This window comes from Pseudomonas sp. P1_C12, assembly GCF_056406435.1.
On record NZ_JBFUAE010000023.1, the window covers coordinates 39,490 to 60,619 of the forward strand.

General features: G+C 60.0%; 20 protein-coding genes and 1 pseudogene. 12 read left to right on the plus strand and 9 right to left on the minus strand.

Annotated elements, in window-relative coordinates; translation table 11 throughout:
• The first annotated feature begins 147 nt into the window (after positions 1-147).
• From AC1D19_RS27425 to AC1D19_RS27450, 6 genes are all read left to right on the plus strand, one after another.
• Positions 148-999 (plus strand): putative selenate ABC transporter substrate-binding protein, encoded by an 852-nt coding sequence (locus AC1D19_RS27425; RefSeq protein WP_477765201.1) that lies wholly within the window; start codon positions 148-150, stop codon positions 997-999.
• Entirely contained in the window at positions 996-1,793 is a 798-nt protein-coding gene (locus AC1D19_RS27430; RefSeq protein ID WP_477765202.1) for a phosphonate ABC transporter ATP-binding protein, read from the plus strand. The genes AC1D19_RS27425 and AC1D19_RS27430 overlap by 4 nt, the downstream gene beginning before the upstream one ends.
• Positions 1,787-2,614 carry a PhnE/PtxC family ABC transporter permease gene (locus tag AC1D19_RS27435; protein WP_477765203.1) on the plus strand — a complete coding sequence of 276 codons (828 nt, stop codon included), beginning with the start codon at positions 1,787-1,789 and terminating at the stop codon, positions 2,612-2,614. Before AC1D19_RS27430 ends, AC1D19_RS27435 begins: the two co-directional genes overlap by 7 nt.
• Complete coding sequence (phnE, locus tag AC1D19_RS27440; RefSeq protein WP_477765204.1) at positions 2,611-3,378, plus strand: phosphonate ABC transporter, permease protein PhnE; 768 nt, start codon at positions 2,611-2,613, stop codon at positions 3,376-3,378. Before AC1D19_RS27435 ends, phnE begins: the two co-directional genes overlap by 4 nt.
• 258 nt (positions 3,379-3,636) lie before the next feature.
• Positions 3,637-3,921 (plus strand): hypothetical protein, encoded by a 285-nt coding sequence (locus AC1D19_RS27445; RefSeq protein WP_477765205.1) that lies wholly within the window; start codon positions 3,637-3,639, stop codon positions 3,919-3,921.
• 568 nt (positions 3,922-4,489) lie between these two features.
• A complete protein-coding gene (locus AC1D19_RS27450; RefSeq protein ID WP_477765206.1) occupies positions 4,490-7,000 on the plus strand; it encodes a putative bifunctional diguanylate cyclase/phosphodiesterase in 2,511 nt (836 codons plus the stop codon).
• Between the two features lie 110 nt (positions 7,001-7,110).
• Here the strand turns inward: AC1D19_RS27450 and AC1D19_RS27455 are convergent, their stop codons facing one another.
• The gene (locus AC1D19_RS27455; protein ID WP_477765207.1) at positions 7,111-7,425 is read right to left on the minus strand and encodes a hypothetical protein; all 315 of its coding nucleotides are present in this window, start codon (positions 7,423-7,425) and stop codon (positions 7,111-7,113) included.
• Between the two features lie 507 nt (positions 7,426-7,932).
• On the opposite strand from AC1D19_RS27455, the gene AC1D19_RS27460 reads away from it, so the two are divergent.
• Entirely contained in the window at positions 7,933-8,283 is a 351-nt protein-coding gene (locus tag AC1D19_RS27460) for a BON domain-containing protein (protein ID WP_477765208.1), read from the plus strand.
• A 286-nt stretch (positions 8,284-8,569) separates the two neighbouring features.
• On the opposite strand, the gene AC1D19_RS27465 is transcribed toward AC1D19_RS27460, so the two are convergent.
• The gene (locus AC1D19_RS27465; RefSeq protein ID WP_477765209.1) at positions 8,570-9,031 is read right to left on the minus strand and encodes an HvfA family oxazolone/thioamide-modified RiPP metallophore; all 462 of its coding nucleotides are present in this window, start codon (positions 9,029-9,031) and stop codon (positions 8,570-8,572) included.
• 578 nt (positions 9,032-9,609) lie between these two features.
• Between AC1D19_RS27465 and AC1D19_RS27470 the strand changes: the two genes are divergently transcribed.
• Together AC1D19_RS27470 and AC1D19_RS27475 are read left to right on the plus strand one after the other, a co-directional pair.
• Positions 9,610-9,969 (plus strand): DUF6124 family protein, encoded by a 360-nt coding sequence (locus AC1D19_RS27470; RefSeq protein ID WP_477765210.1) that lies wholly within the window; start codon positions 9,610-9,612, stop codon positions 9,967-9,969.
• A gap of 165 nt (positions 9,970-10,134) precedes the next feature.
• A complete protein-coding gene (locus AC1D19_RS27475) occupies positions 10,135-11,400 on the plus strand; it encodes an epoxide hydrolase family protein (RefSeq protein ID WP_477765211.1) in 1,266 nt (421 codons plus the stop codon).
• 12 nt (positions 11,401-11,412) lie between these two features.
• On the opposite strand, the gene AC1D19_RS27480 is transcribed toward AC1D19_RS27475, so the two are convergent.
• Entirely contained in the window at positions 11,413-12,429 is a 1,017-nt protein-coding gene (locus AC1D19_RS27480) for a M14 family zinc carboxypeptidase (protein ID WP_477765212.1), read from the minus strand.
• A 117-nt stretch (positions 12,430-12,546) separates the two neighbouring features.
• Between AC1D19_RS27480 and AC1D19_RS27485 the strand changes: the two genes are divergently transcribed.
• Positions 12,547-13,182, plus strand: a complete 636-nt coding sequence (locus AC1D19_RS27485) for a TetR/AcrR family transcriptional regulator (protein ID WP_477765213.1) — start codon at positions 12,547-12,549, stop codon at positions 13,180-13,182.
• A gap of 63 nt (positions 13,183-13,245) precedes the next feature.
• On the opposite strand, the gene AC1D19_RS27490 is transcribed toward AC1D19_RS27485, so the two are convergent.
• The 5 genes from AC1D19_RS27490 to AC1D19_RS27510 all read right to left on the minus strand — a co-directional run bounded on the left by AC1D19_RS27490 (position 13,246) and on the right by AC1D19_RS27510 (position 19,225).
• Positions 13,246-13,944: an ABC transporter permease gene (locus AC1D19_RS27490; protein ID WP_223533165.1), complete on the minus strand. Its 699-nt coding sequence runs from the start codon at positions 13,942-13,944 to the stop codon at positions 13,246-13,248.
• A gap of 18 nt (positions 13,945-13,962) precedes the next feature.
• A complete protein-coding gene (locus AC1D19_RS27495) occupies positions 13,963-14,676 on the minus strand; it encodes an ABC transporter permease (RefSeq protein WP_477765214.1) in 714 nt (237 codons plus the stop codon).
• A 129-nt stretch (positions 14,677-14,805) separates the two neighbouring features.
• Positions 14,806-15,588: a transporter substrate-binding domain-containing protein gene (locus tag AC1D19_RS27500; protein ID WP_477765215.1), complete on the minus strand. Its 783-nt coding sequence runs from the start codon at positions 15,586-15,588 to the stop codon at positions 14,806-14,808.
• Between the two features lie 27 nt (positions 15,589-15,615).
• Complete coding sequence (locus AC1D19_RS27505) at positions 15,616-17,619, minus strand: aminotransferase class I/II-fold pyridoxal phosphate-dependent enzyme (protein WP_477765216.1); 2,004 nt, start codon at positions 17,617-17,619, stop codon at positions 15,616-15,618.
• Positions 17,620-17,776: 157 nt separating this feature from the next.
• On the minus strand, positions 17,777-19,225 hold the full coding sequence (locus AC1D19_RS27510; protein ID WP_477765217.1) for an MFS transporter: 1,449 nt from the start codon (positions 19,223-19,225) through the stop codon (positions 17,777-17,779).
• 78 nt (positions 19,226-19,303) lie between these two features.
• Here AC1D19_RS27510 and AC1D19_RS27515 point away from each other — a divergent pair, with 78 nt between their 5' ends.
• Positions 19,304-20,191 carry a LysR family transcriptional regulator gene (locus tag AC1D19_RS27515; protein WP_477765218.1) on the plus strand — a complete coding sequence of 296 codons (888 nt, stop codon included), beginning with the start codon at positions 19,304-19,306 and terminating at the stop codon, positions 20,189-20,191.
• A gap of 15 nt (positions 20,192-20,206) precedes the next feature.
• Here AC1D19_RS27515 and AC1D19_RS27520 read toward each other — a convergent pair whose 3' ends face one another.
• Positions 20,207-20,659: a cupin domain-containing protein gene (locus AC1D19_RS27520; protein ID WP_477765219.1), complete on the minus strand. Its 453-nt coding sequence runs from the start codon at positions 20,657-20,659 to the stop codon at positions 20,207-20,209.
• A 166-nt stretch (positions 20,660-20,825) separates the two neighbouring features.
• Here AC1D19_RS27520 and AC1D19_RS27525 point away from each other — a divergent pair.
• A pseudogene (locus tag AC1D19_RS27525) lies at positions 20,826-21,055 on the plus strand (aldehyde dehydrogenase (NADP(+))); the annotation flags it as partial.
• Positions 21,056-21,130: the final 75 nt, after the last annotated feature.

The following is a 21,130-nucleotide window of genomic DNA, read 5'->3' on the forward strand; positions in this document are numbered from 1 at the left end:
GCTCCATGCGCTGGAAGACCATGCTGGTCAAGTACGCAGTAGTCCCTATAATCGCGGCGTTTTCGTCTACCCTCACGAAGCGTCGTGCAGCAATCAGCTTGTGCGGGGCGCATCGACATTTTTCCGCTATTGAACCGGAGAACTTCCATGCTCAAACGTACCCTGGCAATGGCCGTTGGCCTGACCTTGTCCCTTTCCACGCTGCTGGCACAGGCTGCCGAGACCCTCAAAGTCAGCGCCATTCCTGATGAAGCACCCACCGAACTGCTGCGCAAGTTCAAGCCCTTGGGCGAGTATCTGGAGAAGCAACTGGGCATGAAGGTCGAGTTCGTACCGGTGTCCGACTACCCGGCGGTGGTCGAGGCGCTGGCCACAGACCGTATCGACATGGCCTGGCTGGGCGGCTTCACCTTCGTGCAGGCGCGACTGAAAACCGGCAATGCCATTCCACTGGTACAGCGTGAGCAGGATGCGCAATTCACCAGCAAATTCATCAGCGCCGACCCGGCCGTCAAGTCGCTGGCCGACCTCAAGGGCAAATCCTTTGCCTTCGGCTCGGTCTCGTCGACGTCAGGCAGTTTGATGCCGCGCTATTTCATGCTGCAGGATGGCATCAAGCCGGAAACCTATTTCAGCCGTGTCGGCTACTCCGGCGCCCATGACGCCACGGTCGCCTGGGTTCAGGCGGGCAAGGTGGACGCTGGCGTGCTCAACGCCAGCGTCTGGGAAAAACTGGTCAAGGCCGGCAAGGTCGATACCGACAAGGTCAAGGTCTTCGCCACCACACCGGCCTACTTCGACTACAACTGGACCGTGCGCGGCACCCTCGACCCGGCCCTCGCCAACAAAATCAAGGTGGCCTTCCTCGCGCTCGACCCGGCCAACCCGGAGCAAAAAGCGATTCTGGATCTGCAAGCCGCCAGCCGCTTCATCGAGACCAAGCCTGAGAACTACAAGGGCATCGAGGAAGCCGCGCGCGCTGCCGACCTGCTGAAATGACCTTGCATCTGAACCGGGTCAGCCTCACCCACGGCAATGGCGTGCGTGCGCTGCATGAGGTCGACCTGCAGATCAGTGCCGGTGAGCAAGTCGCAATCATCGGCCCGTCCGGTGCCGGCAAGTCGAGCCTGCTCAACGTGCTGGCCACCGCCCTGCGCCCGGACAACGGCGCGGTCGAGGTACTCGGCGAGCACGCCTGGCAGCTTGGCGCCCATCGGCGTCAGCAGCTGCGGGCGCGCATCGGCCTGGTTCACCAGGCGCCACCCCTGCCACCGCGGCAGCGAGTGGTCACGGCGGTGCTGGCCGGAAAGCTGGGGCAATGGGGTTTTGCCAAAAGCTTGTTGAGCCTGCTGCATCCGGTGGATGTTCCGGGCGCGCGGGCGGCACTGGTCAAGCTGGACCTGGGTGACAAGCTGTTCGCCCAGTGCCAGCAATTGTCCGGAGGCCAGTTGCAGCGCGTGGGCATTGCCCGGGTGCTGTACCAGGCGCCCGAAGTGCTGCTGGCCGATGAGCCGGTGTCGGCGATGGACCCGGTACTGGCCGGGCACACCCTATCGATCCTCTGCCGCCACGCCCGGGAGCACAACGTGACGCTGGTGGCCAGCCTGCATGCGGTGGAACTGGCCCTGACGCACTTCTCGCGCATCATCGGATTGCGTGACGGCCAGGTCCTGTTCGATCTTCCCGCCAGCGACGTCGACCACGATTTGCTCGACAAGCTCTACGCCAACGAGCAACTGCTATCGCCGCCCGTTCCGGTGGCGCCCTTGAGCCTGCAGATTCCCCGATGCTGACGCGCGATACACGAGACCCGGCCATCCTGCCCCGCCTGCTGCTCAGTCTGTTGGCACTTGCTCTGCTGTGGCCCGGCATTCATTTCAGCGAACTGGACCTGGGTGTGCTGCTCAAGGCCGACAGCCAGAGTGAGATGGGCCGGTTTGTCTCTGCCTTCTGGCCACCGGCCCATGGCGAAGAGTTCCTCCAGTTGCTGTGGCAAGCCACGTTGCAAACCCTGGCCATCGCCACCGCTGGCATGGCTTTGGCTTTGCTGTTGGCCGTGCCTGCCAGCTTGTTGGCCAGCCGGGCGCTGTCGTTGTCCGCCGCCTCTCGCAGCGGTCGCCCGAGCGCCTTGGGCCGGCTGCTGCGCTGGCCGGTGCGCGGATTGCTGATCTTCCTGCGCAGCGTGCCGGAAATCGTCTGGGCCTTGCTGTTCGTGCGCGCCGTCGGCCTTGGCCCGACCGCCGGGGTGCTGGCGATTGCCATCACCTACAGCGGCATGCTGGGCAAGGTCTATGCGGAAATTTTCGAGTCGGTCGACCAGCGTCCCGCACACTCACTGCTGCAAGCCGGCAGTGGCCGGTTGGCTGCGTTCTGCTATGGCATCCTGCCCAACGTCGCGGCGGAGTTGCTGTCGTACACGGTGTATCGCTGGGAATGCGCGATCCGCGCGTCGGTGGTGATGGGCTTCGTCGGTGCCGGCGGGCTGGGCCAGCAGATCGATTTGTCGTTGCGCATGTTCGCCGGCGGTGAAGTGGCGAGCATGTTGCTGACCTTTTTCGTCCTGGTGCTGTTCGCCGACCAGATCAGCCGCCTGTTGCGCTGGAGGTTCGCATGAATCGCCTGATCAACCTGCTGCTGATCCTGTGCATTGGCGCAGCGGTCGTCGCTTCGTTCAGCTATCTGGGCATCGATCTCGGCGAACTTACGGGCAGCGCTAACCTTGCGCAGATGGGCGCCTACGTGCTGCGTTTTCTCAGCCCGGACCTGAGCGCCGGCCATCTGCATGCCATCGGCCGTGGCGCCGTGGAAACCATGGCCATGTCTGCCCTTGGCACCCTGCTCGCGGCGGTATTCGGCCTGGTGCTGGCACTGCCTGCGGCCGGGCGTTTCGGTTGGCCGTTGCAGAGCGCGTCGCGCCTTGTGCTTAACGCCCTGCGCGCCATTCCCGAACTGGTGTGGGCCGCGTTGATGGTGCTGGCAGCCGGACTCGGCCCCAACGCCGGCACCCTGGCGCTGGCCATGCACACCACCGGGGTGCTGGGTCGATTGTTCGCCGAAGCACTGGAAAACACCCCGCCGCAACCGGCCGAAGCCATCCGTTTGCAAGGCGGCAACGTCGTCTGGGCCTTCTGTTACGGCACCCTGCCCAACCTGTTTCCACAACTGCTGGCGTACATCCTGTACCGCTGGGAAAACAACATCCGTATGGCCAGCGTGCTCGGTTTTGTCGGTGCCGGCGGTTTGGGGCAGATGCTCTATGTCAGCCTCAGCCTGTTCCAGGAGGCCCAGGCCAGTACGGTGATCCTGGCGATGTTGCTGCTGGTGTTTGCCGTCGATGGGCTGAGCAGCTGGAGTCGCCAGCGTTGGGTCAAGGCTTGATGGGGAATTGCATGGTTTTGCACACCTGATTGCATTGGAGCTGAGCAACCATTTGTATCGAGTTGACTGCCGCGTTTTATGGCTATGACCGGCAGAAAACGACCGATTCTGTTGAAAAAGTCGCTCTGCCCAAACTGCCTGATCATTGACTGGTGATAACGCCTTTTTTGCACGCTGCTACGTGAAATCCGAGTCCGGTAGCCTCTGCCAAAAGTAAAGATTTCAACCTCGGACGCGTACTTTTCAGATACGCAAACCATGGCCGACTTTTTCAACAGAATCGGCCGAAAGCTGCCGACCATCAAGGGCTGCTACCGACCTGGAGCAGTCGACGAACAGAATAATGGCAAATTTGTGGCTATGCTTGGTCTGCTGTCGAAACTGATCAGGCAGTCCGGCAGGCTGCGCGGAAATGACCCGCAACGTGCCCTATGTCACCCGACTATTCTGCGTGAAGCATCCAGTTCAGGGGCGCAAATCCGCAACGACACTCGGGAAGACATGGAGCAAACCCTGCACCTGCAGGCGCAGGGTTTGGACTAGATCTGTTGGGATCACTCAGGATCGAATCGACTTTCGCTACGGTGCGGCTGGGCACTGCGAAAACGGGGATATGCTCACCCCAGACATGCTGGCCAAGGTCTGCACGCTCGCCAGAGGCGCAGAACGAGGCTGAGGAAATTGAAAGGAACAGAACATCTGGCAAAAGTGATTGCCGACGTTCAGTTCTACAATGGAGAGCGAGGAGAATCGTTACCTGAAACGATGATGTCAAACACAACAAATGAAAATGATTTCGTTTTATCGCCGAAATGTTAAGAGACTGCTTCCGAGAGTAAAAAATTTCACCATGAAATTAGCATCGCCAAATGCATTGCTTAGTGTCGAATAGTTGGTTGGCGTGACACTTAAGACGTATAGCTTCGGTAGCTATTGCTTGTCTCGGGAGCTTCGCTCACGAAAACCAGCGTGAATCCAGAACAGAGAAAAAATTTGGCTAATGCTACGTGCGGTGTGTTCTCAGGTTCAGGTGTCGGCACAAAAGGTTAATTGGTTTCCGAATACCGCTTCTATTGGTCAATTTAGAAGGATTATGTTTGGAGATTGTGAAATGGATTTTTTCAGGAATAAAAGCACCGCAAAGCAAGCCATACCCACCCGTTCAAATAAGCCGCGCTCGACCAAATGGCACCGCATGTACTTTTTTCTTGCGGGATTCGACGTGCTGGTTGTTGTGCTGAGCGTGCTATTGAATCACCTGATCGTCGATACCTATCACCGCTCCATCACGGCAAACCAGTCGTGGGTCCAACAGCTGTCGAGCTATTCAACGCTGGGCAGCCTGGCTTCCAAAGTCAATGCGCCGGGCAATAATGTGTTCGATACACATGATGTTGAAGCCGAATCGCGGAACATGAATGAAGCCTTGCGCGCCTTCAACGAGCATTTGGCAATGGCCAAAAAACAGTTGGAAGTACGGATCGCCAATGAGGCTGAACACAGTGCAGATATACAAGCCTTTACCCTTGCATTGAAGGATGAGGTGGGTGCAATTGATGCCGCGATGGTCGAAATGGTGAACGAGGCCTTGCTGATCTTTTCCTACTTCAGGGAGGGGCAGTCGGATAATGCCGGCAAACGCATGGCAACGATGGACAGGAAGTTTGCCCTGTTGCTCGCCTCACTCAGTACCGTGCGGGATCGCGTTGGCCTGATTCAAAGCAAGCTCCTGGAGGAGGAGCTTGAGTCGGTCGAAGAACTGCGCCGGGTCGAATACGCGATCATGGTGTTCGTACTACTGATGGTCAGTGCGGCCGTTATCTACGGGGGCAAGATCAGGCGCGAAATGGAGTCGCAAGCAGCCGAACGGGAAGGTTATCTGGCAGTGCTGCGCGAAAGCGAGAAGCAGGCCCGCCAGCAAGCATCGCTGCTGGACAAGGCCCAGGACGCCATTGTCGTTCACGGGATGGATAACCGCATCCTGTACTGGAACAAAAGTGCCGAGCGTCTCTACGGTCTGTCAAAGGAAGAGGCACTCGGCAAATCGGCACAGGAATTGATCTACCAGGGTAGCGCCGCTTTCAATGCGGCCACTAACAGCCTGATAGAAACGGGTGACCGGGCGGACGAAGTTACACTTCGACGCCGGGATGGCTGCATCATCACGCTCGAAAGTCATCGAACCCTGGTGCGAGACGATGATGGCCAGCCGCAATCCGTTCTGTCGATCAATACTGACATCACCCACCGTAAGACCGCTGAGCAAGAGGTCCAGCGTTTGGCCTTCTACGATCAGTTGACCGGGCTGCCCAACAGGCGGCTCATGTTGGACCGGTTACAGCATCTGCTGGCGGGCAGCTCCCGTAGCCTGCATACGAACGCGATAATTCTCATTGACCTGGATAACTTCAAGGCACTGAACGACACGCTGGGGCATGACAGAGGCGACATGTTGCTGCAGCAAGTTGCTCTGCGCCTTTGCGGCTGCATACGCGAGAGCGACACCGTGGCTCGCCTGGGCGGAGACGAATTCGTCGTCCTGCTGGATGGCCTTAATGAGAATCCTCCAGGAGCAGCTATCCAGGCCAAGGCTATTGGCGAAAAGATTCTCAACTCTCTGAACATTTCCTACCAGTTGGATGGATATGAGCACCACAGCACCCCCAGCCTCGGCATTGCGCTGTTCCAGGGGCAGCTGAGCACAGTGGACGATATTATGAAGCGCGCTGACCTGGCGATGTATCGCGCCAAGGCGGCGGGCCGCAATACCATGCGCTTCTTCGATCCGGAAATGCAGGCGGTTGCCATGGCACGCGCCAGACTGGAAGTAGACTTGCGCCAAGGCTTGCAGGACAACGAATTCCTTCTTCATTACCAGCCGCAGGTGAATAGTGAGGGCCGTATCATTGGCGCAGAGGCACTGATGAGATGGCAGAATCCTGAGCGCGGAGTCGTGTTTCCAGGCGAGTTCATTCCATTGGCAGAGGAATCGGGGTTGATTCTGCCGTTAGGCCGTTGGGCGCTGCAGGCAGCCTGCACTCAGCTGGTTGCCTGGGCAAAGCATTCGGAAACCGCCCGACTGGGTATGGCTGTGAATGTCAGCGCCCGCCAGTTTCACCATCCGGACTTCGTCGAGGAGGTACTGCAAGTACTGAGATACACGGGGGCCGATCCGAAGAAATTGAAACTGGAACTGACCGAAGGCCTGCTGATAGAGGATATGGAAGGTACTGTCGCCAAAATGATCGAGTTGAAAGAGATCGGCATAGGCCTTTCGCTGGATGATTTCGGAACCGGCTACTCGTCACTGTCATACCTGAAGAGCCTTCCGCTGGATCAACTCAAGATCGACCAGTCCTTCATCAGAGATGTGCTGGTTGATCCCAACGACGCCGCAATCGCCTGCGCGATTGTGAGCCTGAGCCAGATATTGGGGCTTTCGGTGATTGCAGAAGGTGTGGAGACAGAAGCCCAGCGCACCTTTCTGGTCAAGCATGGCTGCCAGACCTACCAGGGCTTCCTGTTTTCCCCGCCACTGCCAGCCGAACAATTTGAGGCGTATGTTCACGAAAGATTAATGGCGAGCACTGATTTCCCACGGACCAAGACTAAATCGCCATAACTTCGCAGGTGCCTGGAAACGTCCGCTTTCGGCTGTTGATTCAACCCAATGCGGACGATGAGAGGTCGACTCAAATGTGGCTCGCACCCGCAACTGCCGGAGGCGACCTGTCAAGCGGCACTCGCCTCATTGGCAGGATTCAAATAGCAGGCCATCTCCCGTTCGACAACGTCGATCTCATTTAGCCCCCAGTTTGTCAAGGGCGCGGAAGGTTTGCCGGTCGACGCAAAACTCGCGGCCAGCAGACGGGTCATCAGCGTCTTTGCCAAGTCCAGTTGCTCCTGAAGCTCCTGAACCGCGCGATCAGCCTTGTCCAGGCGCTGTTGCAGGGCATCGCGCCCGGCAGTGATCTGTCCGATACTGGCCATCGTTTCATGTGGGTCGACCATCACTGCCGCTTTTTCTTCCAAAGATTTGTCACTCATCAATGTGCTCGATCGCTCAGGTTCAAGGTCAGGCGCGTGCAGGCCCTGCCTCACTGATATCGGCACGAGAGTTTATTCCTATAGTTTTCTATCGCACGGCTGCGCAAGGCGCCGACCAACGGCAGCGTAACCCATCAGCGAACCCAGCCTGGTTGCGAACAAGCATCTCAGCTGGCACTGGGTTAAGTGCTCCTATCTATAAACGTCCGTTCCTGGCCGATTCTGTCGGTCGAGATCGGCAGCTATGGGTTGATCAGGGCTGATCGCAATAAGGACTGTTGAGTGCTCTGTAGTTGTTGCGCCTGGCACAGAGCGACCAAGGCGGACGTTCACGGGGACAGTGCTCTGACCGCAGGCAACGGCCGTACTATAATTAATTTCTGTCAATGTTTGCGTGGCGAGCGCTCCAAAACGACTCAGGTATCCATAGCTTTCACCTGACAGGCAGAGGGCTGCACAGCAAATGGGATGGACAGTACGTCTGATTACGCGAGAGAGGGTTCAGCCATGAAAATTCACTCCTTCCAGCATTACTCTCATGGTCTGGAGATGGCCGTTCACGATGCATGGATTACCGCCAAGGTGAAGTCGGCCCTGGCATTTTCCGATCCGACCCTTAGCCTGCATATCAATGTCAAAACCCATGCGGGCATAGTGGGGTTAAGCGGCCGCGTCAACACTCATAGACAGTGTGAGCAGGCCATTGGTCTGGCCCGTTCGGTTCATGGTGTCGCCGAAGTCGATGCCAGCGACTTGCAGACCCATGTGTTCACGCCAGGGAGTTTTCCAGAAGCGCCCAACGCCGAAGAGAGCACTGAGCTCCGGCCACAATCGTCAACAAAGATGGACGACAAATGATAATGGCAACTTTGCAGGCGCCGCGCTCCCAGTCGGGAACCGAGGGCGGAGGGAAGCTGAATGCCTGTGTGCCCCAGAGTGAATCGCCCATGGTTTCGTGGACATTTCCGACTGGCTGCTTATGGCCGTTCTTTGCCGGTCATGGTTACAAAGCCTGCTGGTTAAATCCGATGCAACCGGTGGTCAAGTGCAGTGCAATTTCGCGCCTGACGACCAAACCAGTACTGCCCACGCCAAAAACCCTTCCTGCGCGTCAACGCAGGAAGGGTTTTTTCGTAGCAGCCGATCAGTCTTTAGCCTGGCTCAACTTGGTGAACAGCTCGGTCGGTACTTTCTTGCCGTTGGAGATGTACTGGTTGGTGCGGAACTTGTACACCTCACCCTCGGACAGGAAACCATCGCTGTTGGTGTCCATCGCCTTGAATTCCTCAGTGCCCTTGGGCGCCACCGCCAGCAGTTCCTTGAGCGACACGCGACCGTCATGATCGGCGTCGGTCCTGGCGAACGAGGCATCACCGCATTTGCCTTCACCGCACTTGCCCTCGGCCTGGGTCTTTTGCGCGCTGGCTTCGGCACCGCACTTGCCTTCACCACACTTGCCTTCGCTGGTCTTTTCTGCGGAAGCCAGTTGATAGCCTTGAGGCAAGGCTTCGGCGGAAAACGCGGAGGACGCGAAGTTGATACCGCCGACCAGTGCAACAGCGATCAGGCCAATACGGGTTTTGTTCGGGAACTGGATACGAGACATGTTGATACTCCGGATCAATGGCGTGGCTGGACCACTATTGGTCGTACCACAAGGGTTGATAAACCTGGTTGCGAGGTGCGTTGTGCATCTCGCTTTGGCAGGTCTATTTGGCCCCAGTGGTGTATCCGGGCTGTATCCGTAAAGAGAGGGTTTTGTATAGCTGTATGCGGATGTCGTGCCCTGATACACAGCGATACACGAAAGCCGGTAGTCAGTTGCTCATGTCCGCAAGAGCGCTTGTTTAAAAAGGTTGTAGGTTATTTCCTGAGGGCTACAAGACCTTGCGTCGTTGCCTACGGTTACGCCAGAATCCGCCGGCTTGTGCGCCTTGCCTCTGGTCTCTATCGTTTCCGCGCCACTGCCCATCAGTGGTCGGGTTTAGCAGCCCGGGGTTGTAAGCAAGGTGCACAAGCTCCTGTCAGTCAGGTATTCCCATGCCTGCATTTGATGGTGGCTGTGCGCAGGGCGCCTTCGGGCGCGCCGGCTTTGCTAGCTTCCCCGGTCTGCTAACCTGCGCACAGCTGCCTCCTTCTCGTTTAGCAGCAAGAGGGTTGGCACCCAATCAGAGAAGCAAGCATATGTTCAAAGTCACCCCCAACCCGCCGGACACCGATCCGACATCCCCGTACGAACCCGATTCAAACAAGCTCAACGAGGCCGCCGAACGTGCCCTCGCCTTCCACTTCCCATCGACTGCCGACATCAAAGCCACACCGCGCACGCCAGGCTCGCTGTTTATCGTAGACCCCAAGGTCGATACCGAAACCCTGATGGTGTATCTGGTCGAGACCCTGGCCTCGGTCGATGTGATGGTGCACCAGTTGGTGGATCATCTGGACGGCGGCTCGCGCAATGCCCTTCTGGGGATTTCCAACAGCGTGATGTTGGCGGAGATCACGGCGAACCGGGTGCTGGATCAGATTGATCCGCCTGAGTAATCACTGAATCGGTGGCTAACGCTGCCCCCTCGCCACAGGTTTTGTGTGTTTGATAAAACCTGCTTGCGCGTCCTGTTGAACGAGATCAGTCTCAAGGGCTGTATCGACCTTCGCCCATGTGCGTTGAACACGGGCGAAGGCATACCTCCCAGCGAGGAAATGAAGATGAAATCTGCTTTCGTCATCCTGCTAATGGCCCTCGCACTGTGCAACTCGCCCCTGGTGAGCGCCGCTCCCGCCGCCGACGCCATTGTGCCCTTCCACGTCGATATCCAGGATCAACAACTCACTGACCTGCGCAACCGCCTCGCGGCCACACGCTGGCCGGACAAGGAGACGGTGGCCGATCGATCACAAGGTGCACAGCTGGCGAAACTGCAGGAGCTGGTTCGCTACTGGGGCACGAACTATGACTGGCACAAGGCCCAGGCGCAGCTCAATGCCTTGCCCCAGTACACGACCACCCTCGATGGGGTCGCTATCCATTTCATCTGGGTGCGCTCGCCCCGGCCGAATGCGTTACCGATGATCCTGACCCACGGTTGGCCTGGCTCGGTACTGGAGTTCATCAAGGTGGTCGGCCCGCTCACCGATCCGGCCGCTCACGGGGGCAATAGCGCGGATACATTCGACGTGGTGATTCCGTCGATCCCCGGCTACGGCTTCTCCGGCAAACCGACTGAGCCCGGATGGGACCCGGACCATGTGGCCCGGATCTGGGGGCAATTGATGCAGCGTTTGGGGTACTCCCGCTACGTTGCCCAGGGTGGCGACTGGGGTGGCCCCATCACGAGCGCCATGGCGCGCCAGTCCGTGCCCGGGTTACTGGGCATTCACCTCAACCTGCCGGCGACGGTCCCGCCGGAAGCGACCGCAGCACTTGCTGCCGGCGGTCCCGCGCCTGCGGGGTATTCCGAGCAGGAGCGTGCGACCTACGACGCGCTGGCCGCATCGATTAAACAGGGAAACCTGGCCTACAGCGCGATGATGGCCGCGCGGCCGCAGCTGATTGGTTACGGCGTAACGGATTCTCCGGCGTTCCTCGCAGCGTTCATGCTCGGTCACCCGGGATTTTCCAAGTGGTCGTATGGCGCCGACCCACAGCAATCGCCAGGCAAGGATGAAGTACTGGACGACATCACGTTGTACTGGTTGACCAACAGCGGCGCCTCGGCAAGTCGGCTGTATTGGGAAAACAAAGGGCGCAGCCCGCTTTTTTCTGCGGCACAGAAGACCGGCGACATCACACTGCCGGTGGCCGTCACGGTATTCCCTGATGATGTCTATTTCCCGCCGGAGAGCTGGGCCCGACGCGCCTATCGCAACCTGATCTACTTCCATCAGGCTGCCAAGGGCGGCCATTTCGCCGCGTGGGAACAGCCGGAGCTGTTTGTCGAGGAGCTGCGCACGGCGTTTCGGCCGCTGCGCTGAATCACCTTCGTATCAATTGGGGTCCAGCAACCCGCCACTCCAGTTACGCGACACCCGGCTGCCGGTGAATTTCGCCACCCCCATACCCTGAGATATCAGGCGATCGCGATAGCGCGTCACCAGGCGCCCCGCTTGCTCGGCATGCAGCACCACTTCGGAGGCTGGATCGCCCGGCCGCCCGAGAATCCGTGCAAAGCGCTGGCCTTCCTCGACGAAATCCCCCAGCTCTTTTTCGAAGATCAACACGCCGGGTTGCGGGGCGATGATGGTTTCCATGTGGCCCATTTCCACGGCTTCGACGGGCCAGTCAGCCGGTGAAACTTGCTCGTCAATGACACCGCAACCGCACAGCCAGTTGTACAGCCCTTCGGCATCCGACTCGGCAAAGCGGTCGCTGACATCACCCTGCCCACGCAGCTCCAGGGTCGCAGCCATGCGGTGCTCGGTGACGCCTTCGCGCAGCCACGGGGCAATGATGGTTTCCTCGAAGGAGCCATCGTCGCCGTCATCCCAGATGATCGCCACGTCCATCTTCATCGCCGCCGCCAGTTCGCGGCCACGGGGCCAGAAACTGCGGTGCACGTACAGGTACGGTAGCGCCTCGTCATCGGTGTGCAGGTCGAGCATCACATCGGCCGGGGCGGCCAGTTGCACCAGTTTCTTTTGCCATTGCTGAACGCAGGTCGAAGGTCGTTCCATGGCCGCCGACTGGTCGAACGAACGATTGAAGTTATGCCCGGTGGCGTCATGGTAACGACCGAGGATCCGTCCCTGGCGAAACTGCCCGATGCCCAGCGGATTGGCCTGCGGCACCACGGTGATGTTGCCTTTGAGCCGGCCCTGGGTTTCGGCGGTTTGCAGTCGTTGCATCAGCAGGTGCAGGACCAGCATCCCGGCGATTTCATCGGCATGTACGCCGGCTTGCAGGTGCACGTTTGGCCCGCTGCCGTCGCCGGCATAGCGCCAGGCACCGACCCGCACAGCATCGCCGTTGTTGTTGCTGACACTGAACGAAATATCCTGCGGCATTGGCTTTCCCTCCTGTCATGACCGTTGAAAAACGCTGTATCGCTGCTGTCGAGGCTGGTGATTGAACAGACGTTCAACTAAGCTCGGCAGCGTGGAACCTCACCCAAGGACAGCCTTGTGACGACCGATGCCCCGAAAAACCGCCGCGCCGAACCCGATGACCGTCGCGAAATGCTGGTAGCCGCCACCCTGCGCTGCCTGGGCCGCGACGGTCACGCCGGGATCTCCGTGCGACGCATCGCTACCGAAGCCGGGGTGTCCGTGGGGTTGCTCAACCATCACTTCGGCAGCATCGAGGCACTGATCGCCGACACCTACCAGCGGCTCGCCAGTGAACTGACCACGGCCCTGCTCCAGGAAATCGAACAGGCCCAGACACCCGCGCAAAAGGTCGATGCCTTCCTGGAAGGCTCATTCTCGCCCAGGGTCATGGACCCGAAACTGCTCGGTGTGTGGGTGGTGTTCTGGAGCCTGATCCGTCACTCCGAACACGTCAGCCAGTCCCACGAAAAAAGCTACCGCGCCTACCTCGATCTGATCCGCCAGTTGCTCGACGGGCTGGCCGCCAGCGAAGGCTTCGTGATTCACGACACCCGCCTGGCCGCCATCGGCCTATCGGCGATGCTCGACGGTCTCTGGCTCGAGTGGTGCCTGAACCCCGAGACCTTCAGCGCCGCCAACGGACTGCATATCTGCCGCTGCTGGATAAAGGGGTTGCGTCACGGGGCATTCAGCACCGACGACGCCCTGTGACGGATGCCGGCCGAAGATCATCGCCAGGGTGCCGCTGACGGCGGTCTACCCTTGTCGAACTCATCAGGCCGACCTGCGTACCGGCGTCCCGCGCCGCTCGGCAAAGGCAAACAGCGCCTCGATCAGGAACGTCAGGCACACATACACCCCGGCCACCAGCAACAAGGGTTCGTACACCTGCAGGGTTTGCGCGCGGACCACGTTGGCGGCGCCGAGCAGATCGATCACGGCGATGGTCGACGCCAGCGCCGTGGACTTGAGCAGCATCACGGTTTCCCCGGCCAGGGTCGGCAGCAACAGGCGCATGGCCCGGGGCAAGCGTACCCGCAGCAAGGACTGGCGCGCGGTCATGCCGAAGGCCGAGGCCGCTTCCATTTCACCCTTGGGCACCGCCAGCAGGCCACCGCGGATCACTTCGCCGACATAAGCGCCGACCGACACCACCAGGGCGAACACGATGTACCAGTAACCGTCGCGCAGGTAGGGCCAGAGGAAACTGCCGCGAATCAGCGGGAACTGGGCAAACAGGCTGCCCAGGCCGTAGTAGAAAATGTAGATCTGGATCAGCAACGGCGTACCGCGGGTCACGCTGGTGTAGAACAGGCTGACCTTGGCGATCACCTTGTTTTTCGAAATCCGCGCCAGCGCCACCAACACCGCCAGGACAAATCCGAACACACTGGCGATCAAAAGAATCGCGAGGGTGGTTTGCAGCCCCCGGCCCAACAGAGCCGCGTATTCAACTATCCACGCTGGAATCATTTCATTCTCTCTGCCGGTTCAGTCAACAAGAGGCATCCAGCGACGAATACGTCGCTCAAGCCGACCCGACACATAGTTCGACGCCAGCGTCACCGCGTAATACAACGCGGCAGCCGTGAGGTAGAACAACAGATAGTGGCGCGTCGACCCCGCGCCTTGCTTGGCGGTGTACAGCAGCTCGTTGGTGCCAACCACGCTGATCAGCGCACTGTCCTTGATCAGGTTGATCCACAGGTTGGCCATCCCGGCCATGGCGTAAGGCGCCATGATTGGCAGCGTGACCCGGCGGAACAGACCGAAACCGTTCAGGCCGAACGCCTTGGCCGCTTCGATCTGGCCGAAGGGAATCGCCTGGATCGCCGCGCGAAAAATCTCCGAGGCGTAGGCACCCTGCACCAGCCCCAGCACCACGATGGCCGCCAGCGGACCACTGACATCGACCACGCCGTAGCCGAGCCGGGTCATCAGCGAATTGAGGAGCATGGAGCCAACGTAGTACAGCAACAGAATCAGCAGTAATTCAGGAACCGCGCGGAACAACGTGGTGTAGCCGCGCATCAGCGCTGCAATCGGTTTTGGCGCGCCGAGCTTGAGGCACGCCACCACCAGCCCGATGGCCAGCCCGAGCACAAAGGCCCCGGCGGAAATCTGCAGGGTCATCCATAGCCCCTTCAACAGCGCACTGCCCCATCCCTGTTCAGTGAAATTGATCAGATCGAACATTGCCGGCATTTCAACCCCCAGTAACGACCATGAAAACACTGCAAAAACCCTTGTAGGAGCTGGCTTGCCAGCGAAGCTTTTGGCGGCCTCAAGGGCCCCTTCGCCGGCAAGCCGGCTCCTACAGGATCTGTGTGCTGGTCAGAACGCCGGCTTCACGCTGGTGCCGAAGTAGCTCTGGGAGAGTTCGTCGTAGTCCTTGCTCGCCAGCAACTCCTGGATGGCCTTGTCGAGCCGGGCCTTGAGTTCGGCGTCGTCCTTGCGCAGGCCGGCTCCCACGCCTTTGCCGAAGATCGGGTCGTAAGGCACGGTGCCGAGGTAGGCCAGGTCCTTGGCGTCCGGGGTCTTGATGAACGCGGCCATGGCGGTGCCGTCGGCCATCATCAGGTCGATGCGCCCGGCAATCAGGTCGGCGTTGGCCGAGTCCTGGGTGTCGTAGTACTTAACATCGGCAATTTTTTCGTAGTAGGTCTTCAGGTAACTGGCGCTCACGGTGGAGTTCTGCACGCCGATGATCTTGCCCTTGAGGTCATCCGGGTACTTCTTCACCGACGCCTCTTTCGGGCCGACGACGGCAATCGCCGAATCGTAGTAGGCCTTGCTGAAGGCGATCTGTTTTTCGCGTTCTTCGGTCACCGACATCGAGGAAAAGATCACGTCGATCTTCTTCGCCAGCAGCGACGGAATGATGCCGTCCCACGCGACTTCCTTGATCTCGCAATCGGCTTTCATTTCGCTGCACAGCTTGTGGATCAGGTCGACTTCGAAGCCCTTCCACTCACCATTGGCCTGCTTTTCGGTGTACGGCGGATAGGGTTCGGCTGCCACCGCGAACCTGATCGGTTGCGCTTGGGCGGCACTCATGCCGGCCAGCAATACGCAGGCCGCACCGGTCAACCAGTTTGCAAAACGTCGATTTCCCATGTTGTTTTCCCGTCTTTTTATGATGAGTTAGCGAGTCTGATGAGCGTTGACGAATTGTCGGCAACGCTCGCTGCGTGGGTGTACGAACACTTCGTCCGGCGAACCGGTTTCCTCGATCAGCCCTTGATGCAAAAAAGCGACTTTGGAAGAGACATCGCGTGCGAACGCCATTTCATGAGTCACCAGGATCATGGTCCGGCCTTCTTCGGCGAGGGAGCGGATCACCCGCAGCACTTCCCCGACCAGTTCCGGGTCGAGTGCCGAGGTGGGTTCATCGAACAGCATGACCTTGGGCCGCATGGCCAGGGCCCGGGCGATGGCCACCCGTTGTTGCTGTCCCCCGGAGAGAAACGCCGGGTACTCGTTGCGCTTGGCCGCAAGCCCCACGCGTTCGAGCAGGGCTTCGGCGCGCTCGGTCGCCTCCGCACGGCTTTCACGCAGGACCTGGGTCGGCGCTTCGATGAGATTTTCCAGCACCGTGCGATGGGGCCAGAGGTTGAAGTTCTGGAACACCATGCCCAGGCTCGACCTTATGCGCACAAGCTGTTTGGCGTCCGACACCAGCGGTGCGCCGGGGCGATTCTGGTTAAGGTGAATGCTTTCGCCATCGACCAGGATGCGTCCCTGGTCCGGCACTTCGAGCATGTTGATGCAGCGCAGCAAGGTGCTTTTTCCCGAGCCGCTGGCACCGATCAGAGAAATCACGTCGCCCTCGCGGGCGGTCAGGGAAACGCCCTTGAGCACTTCGATATTGCCGAAGCGTTTGTGCAGGCCATCGACCTCGATCATAGTCTTGGCGACGACCGGTTCGGCGGCTGCGGTACTGGTCAGCGTGCCGATCAGCGGCCTCGGCGCTTCGCCATTGAGCACCTGGACAAAGCCGCGAATGCGCTGGCAGGCCTGGGCCAGGCGCTCTTCACCCAGGGTGAACGAAAGCCGTACAAAACCCTGGGCCGGCTCGCCGAATGCCGCCGCATCCAGCACCGAGACACCGGCTTCGCGCAGCAGGCGCCAGGCGAATTCCAGCGAGGTCAGGCCGGTGCCTCGCACGTCCACCAGCACGAACATGCCGGCATCGGGGTTGAGCACGCTGATGCCCGGGCAATCCGCCAGTCCGGACACCACCAGATCGCGGCGCCGGCGATAGATCTCGCGCATGCCGTGGGTGACTTCGTCATGGGACTGCACGGCCTTGAGCGCCGCTTCCATGACAAACCCGGGCAAGCCGTACAGCATGCTCAGCACCAGGGTTTCGACATGATTGACCAGGGCTTCATGGGCCACTACCCATCCAATGCGCCAACCGGTCATGGCATGGGATTTGGACAGGCTGCCGATCACCACGCAGCGCTCGGCCATGCCCGGCAACGCCGCCAGGCTCAAGTGTTCACGCTCGTAGGCGAGGCTCTCGTAGACCTCGTCCACCACCACCCACAGGTCATGGGCGATGGCGAGGTCGGCGATGGCTTGCAGCTCTTCGCGGCCCAGCACCACGCCAGTGGGGTTGTTCGGGTTGGAGAAGAAAATCGCCCGGGTGCGCGGGGTAATGGCCTTGGCCAAGACGGCGGCATCGAGGCGGAAACCCGAGTCCGCGGCACAGGGTACCCGCACCAGCGTGGCGCCGGACGCCTTGAGCGTGGCTTCGTAGGTGACGTACATCGGATCGAAGGCAATCACTTCGTCGCCGGCACCGAGCAGGCACATCGAGGTGGCGAACAAGGCGTTCTGCGCACCTGCCGTGAGAATGATGTTCGACGCCAGCAGTTCGCGGTCGATCAGTTGGCTGTAGCGGCCGGCGATGGCCTCGCGCAAGGCCTGGCGACCGGCGATTTCGGTGTAGTGGGTATCCCCTTCACGCAAGGCGTGGATGGCAGCGTCGGTGATGAAATCAGGGGTGGGGAAATCCGGGTCGCCGACGCTGAGGATGATCACGTCCTCGCCATTGCGCTGTGCCGCGCTGGCCGCGTAGTGAATATCCCAGGCGGCAACGCCTTGGCCACTGATCCGCTCTACAAAGGGTGAAAACCGCATGCCAGTGCCTCGTTCGAATTGAAGAAACGCAAGCCCGCAACCAGCCGGGGGAAGGTGGCCCCCAACATAGTCGAGACTGAACACTCGTTCAACAGAAAACTCGCAAGGCTTCGCGTTCAGCGCAAACAGGTCGTTTTCACGACAGCCGCGCCGTTTTTCAGCACGGCGCGATCAAGCGACGTGAAACGATTTTGCTGACCGCGCCAATCACCAGCGCAATGACGATCAACCCGGCGGCGACGGCGAACGTCAGCCGCATCCCCTGTGCGATGGCCTCAGGTTGCGCCTGCAAAATATCCTGGCTGGCCGTGCCGAAGGCGAACACTGCGCCCATGACCGAGGCGCCCGTGATCAACCCGAGATTGCGCGACAACCCGAGCAAACCGGAAACCACACCACGCTGCTGCGCCTCAATTTCCAGCATGACGGCGGTATTGTTGGCCGCCTGGAACAACGCATAGCCGGCGGTAATGACAGCCAGCGGCACGATATAGCCGGGCACACCGAACGCCATCGGCAAGGCCGGCAGGATGCAAGCGCCGGTCAACATGGCGATCAATCCGAGCGTGCTGGCTCGATACGTGCCCAAACGATCGACCCATCGGCCCGCCGGTACGCCTGCCAGTGCGGCTACCAGCGGTCCCGTCGACATCGCCAACCCAACACTCGCTGCATTCAACGCCAGTGCGCCTGTGAGGTAAAACGGTCCTACCACCATGGTCGCCATGACCACGGTGGTCACCAGCATGCTCATTACGAATCCTGCGCTCATCTGCCAGTTACGGAACATCGTCAATCGAACCAGAGGCGACTCGGCTGTGTGCTCGACGAATACAAACACGCACAGCCCAAGAACTGTCACCAGCAACAGCGTCATGTTCAGCGACCCCAGGGTGCCACGCCCAATGGTCATCGCCAGTGCATAAGCCAGCAGTGTCAGAACCAGCACCAGCGTGCCGAGCACATCGAAACCCGCTCGATCCGCCCTCTTCTCACTGCGATCGTTGGGCAAAAAGTAGAGCGCGAGCCCAATCGCCAAAACACCCAACGGCACATTGATCAGAAAAATTGCCTGCCACCCCGGATTGGCAATCAAAAAACCTCCAAGGGTCGGGCCGAGTGAGGTGCCAATCGCCGACATTGTGCCGAGCACGCCCATCGCACTGCCCATTTTTTCCTTGGGAACGGCCCCGCCCACTAGCGCCATGGTCAGCGCCATCATGATGGCCGCACCGACGCCCTGCAGCACCCGAGCGGCAATCAATAACCAGAGATGAGGGGCCAGCGCGCACAGGATCGAAGCGACGGTAAACACACAAATCCCGATCAACAACAAACGTCGGCGGCCAATGATGTCGCCAAGTCTTCCGACACTGACGATCAGCGCCGTGATCGCCAGCAGGTAAGCGAGCACCACCCATTGCACTTGCTGAAAGGAGGCCGAGAACGCCTCGGCCAGTGTCGGCAATCCAACGTTGGCAATGCTGGTGCCCAGGGACGACAGCAGCATGGATAACGACAGGCTGGCCAAGGCTCCCCGAATCGATATGGACTTCATTTTCTCGCGACTCCGCAAATAGGTTGTCCCGAGCCTAAGCCCAGCCATAACATGGCGGAAGGCGCAGCATTTGCACTTTATACGTGCACCCAACGCCACATACCTGCTCCCACAGGAATTGATTCGATGCCCGACCTGAATCTGTTGATCACCCTGAACGTGTTGCTGGAGGAAGGCAGCGTGGCCCGCGCCGCGCAGCGTTTGCACCTGAGCCCGTCAGCCATGAGCCGGGCGCTGGCGCGATTGCGCGAAACCACGGGCGATCCGCTGCTGGTGCGGGCCGGGCGCGGACTGGTTCCCACGCCTCGGGCGCTGGAGTTGCGTGAACGCGTCGGCGTGCTCGTGCAGGACGCCGAAGCCGTCCTGCGCCCCGCCGAGGCACTCGACCTGAATCAACTGACCCGTACCTTCGCCCTGCGCACCAGCGACGGCTTCGTGGAAAATTTCGGACCGCAACTGATCGCCCGCATCAACGAAGAAGCGCCCGGCGTCCGCTTGAATTTCGTGCAGAAGCTGAACAAGGACAGCACCCTGCTGCGCGAAGGTTCGGTGGATCTGGAAACCGGTGTGATCGGCGAATCAACCAGCCCGGAAGTGCGGACCCGGATGCTGTTTCGCGATCGGTTCATTGGCGTCGTGCGCGAGGGTCATCCACTGGCTCAGGGTGAAATCACTCCCGCGCGTTATGCCGCCGCCCGGCACATTCTGGTCTCACGTCGGGGCCACGAAAAAGGCGTCATGGATGACGCCTTGAATGAGCTGGGATTGAAGCGGGACATCATCACCATCGTCGCCGGTTTCTCCTCTGCGATTGCATTGGCGCGGGCTTCAGACCTGGTCGCCAGCGTACCGCAGCGGCACGTCGGCAACCTGTGCCAGGGGATGTACTGCTTTGCCCTGCCCTTCCCCACGCCGCCGATCACGGTTTCGATGCTGTGGCACCCGCGCATGGACGCCGACCCGGCGCATCGCTGGTTGCGCGGTTGTGTGTGGGAGGTTTGCAGCCGGCAATGACCCGGTGGCCCTCGCCTACTCCTTCAGGATCAGCAGCGCTTCGCCTTTCTTCACGATGTAGGTCGCCAGTTCCGAGGCCTTGCCCTGGCCTACGTTCTTCGCCACATGCGCAACGCCTTCAGGTATGTACAACGAATCACCGGCCTTGAGCGTCACCGGTGCCCGCCCTTCCAGCTGATACTCAAAGGTGCCGCTGATCACGTGCGCCACCTCGACACCGGGGTGAGCATGTTTGGGCGATGTCACGCCCGGATCGAAGTCCACGAGCACCTGGAGGACTTCGCGATCGGCGGTGCCCAGGTCTTCGCGTACCAGGTCGGTGCGGTGCAGGCCCTGCTGCCAGCTTTTCATCGCCGGGGCCGGTTGTGTTTCCTGGGCTTGAGCAAGGCTCGCTACAGTGGTGAGCCCTGCGGCGGCCAGGATGAGGCCAAGCCTGCCGAGGGTGTGACGGGTGTGGGTACGCAACATTGTCTTTCCTCCAGTTGAACCACGCCAGGCCGCGCCGAAAGTGACGCTGCCGGTGATTCCATTTGGAGGCCTCCGTGTATCGCCCGGGTGTCGGGAAACGCCGGTTTTGTATGCCCGGGTAACGGCGGGCGTTGCCGATACCTGCGGATACAAACCCGCAACTGCGGGCACGTCGTTGGTCAACGCCTTCGCCCATCCGCACGAGTGTGTTTTTCCACCGTGCATGGCGGGACGTTCCCGGCCACCTCGGACAGTCGTTTTACTTCATTGGGCATGACTTCCATCAAACGTTTCCTGCGCCCGGTGGCTTACCAGGGCTTTCCGGATACCCTGCTGACAGAGCCTCTGCGCGATACCATTCCGCTAGGGCTACTGCGCCTTGTGGACGGTCAATAATCGAAAGTGGCCATAGCGCTGACTGTAGGAGCGAGCTTGCTCGCGAAGGTCGTTAACGAAAACGCATGCTTTCTG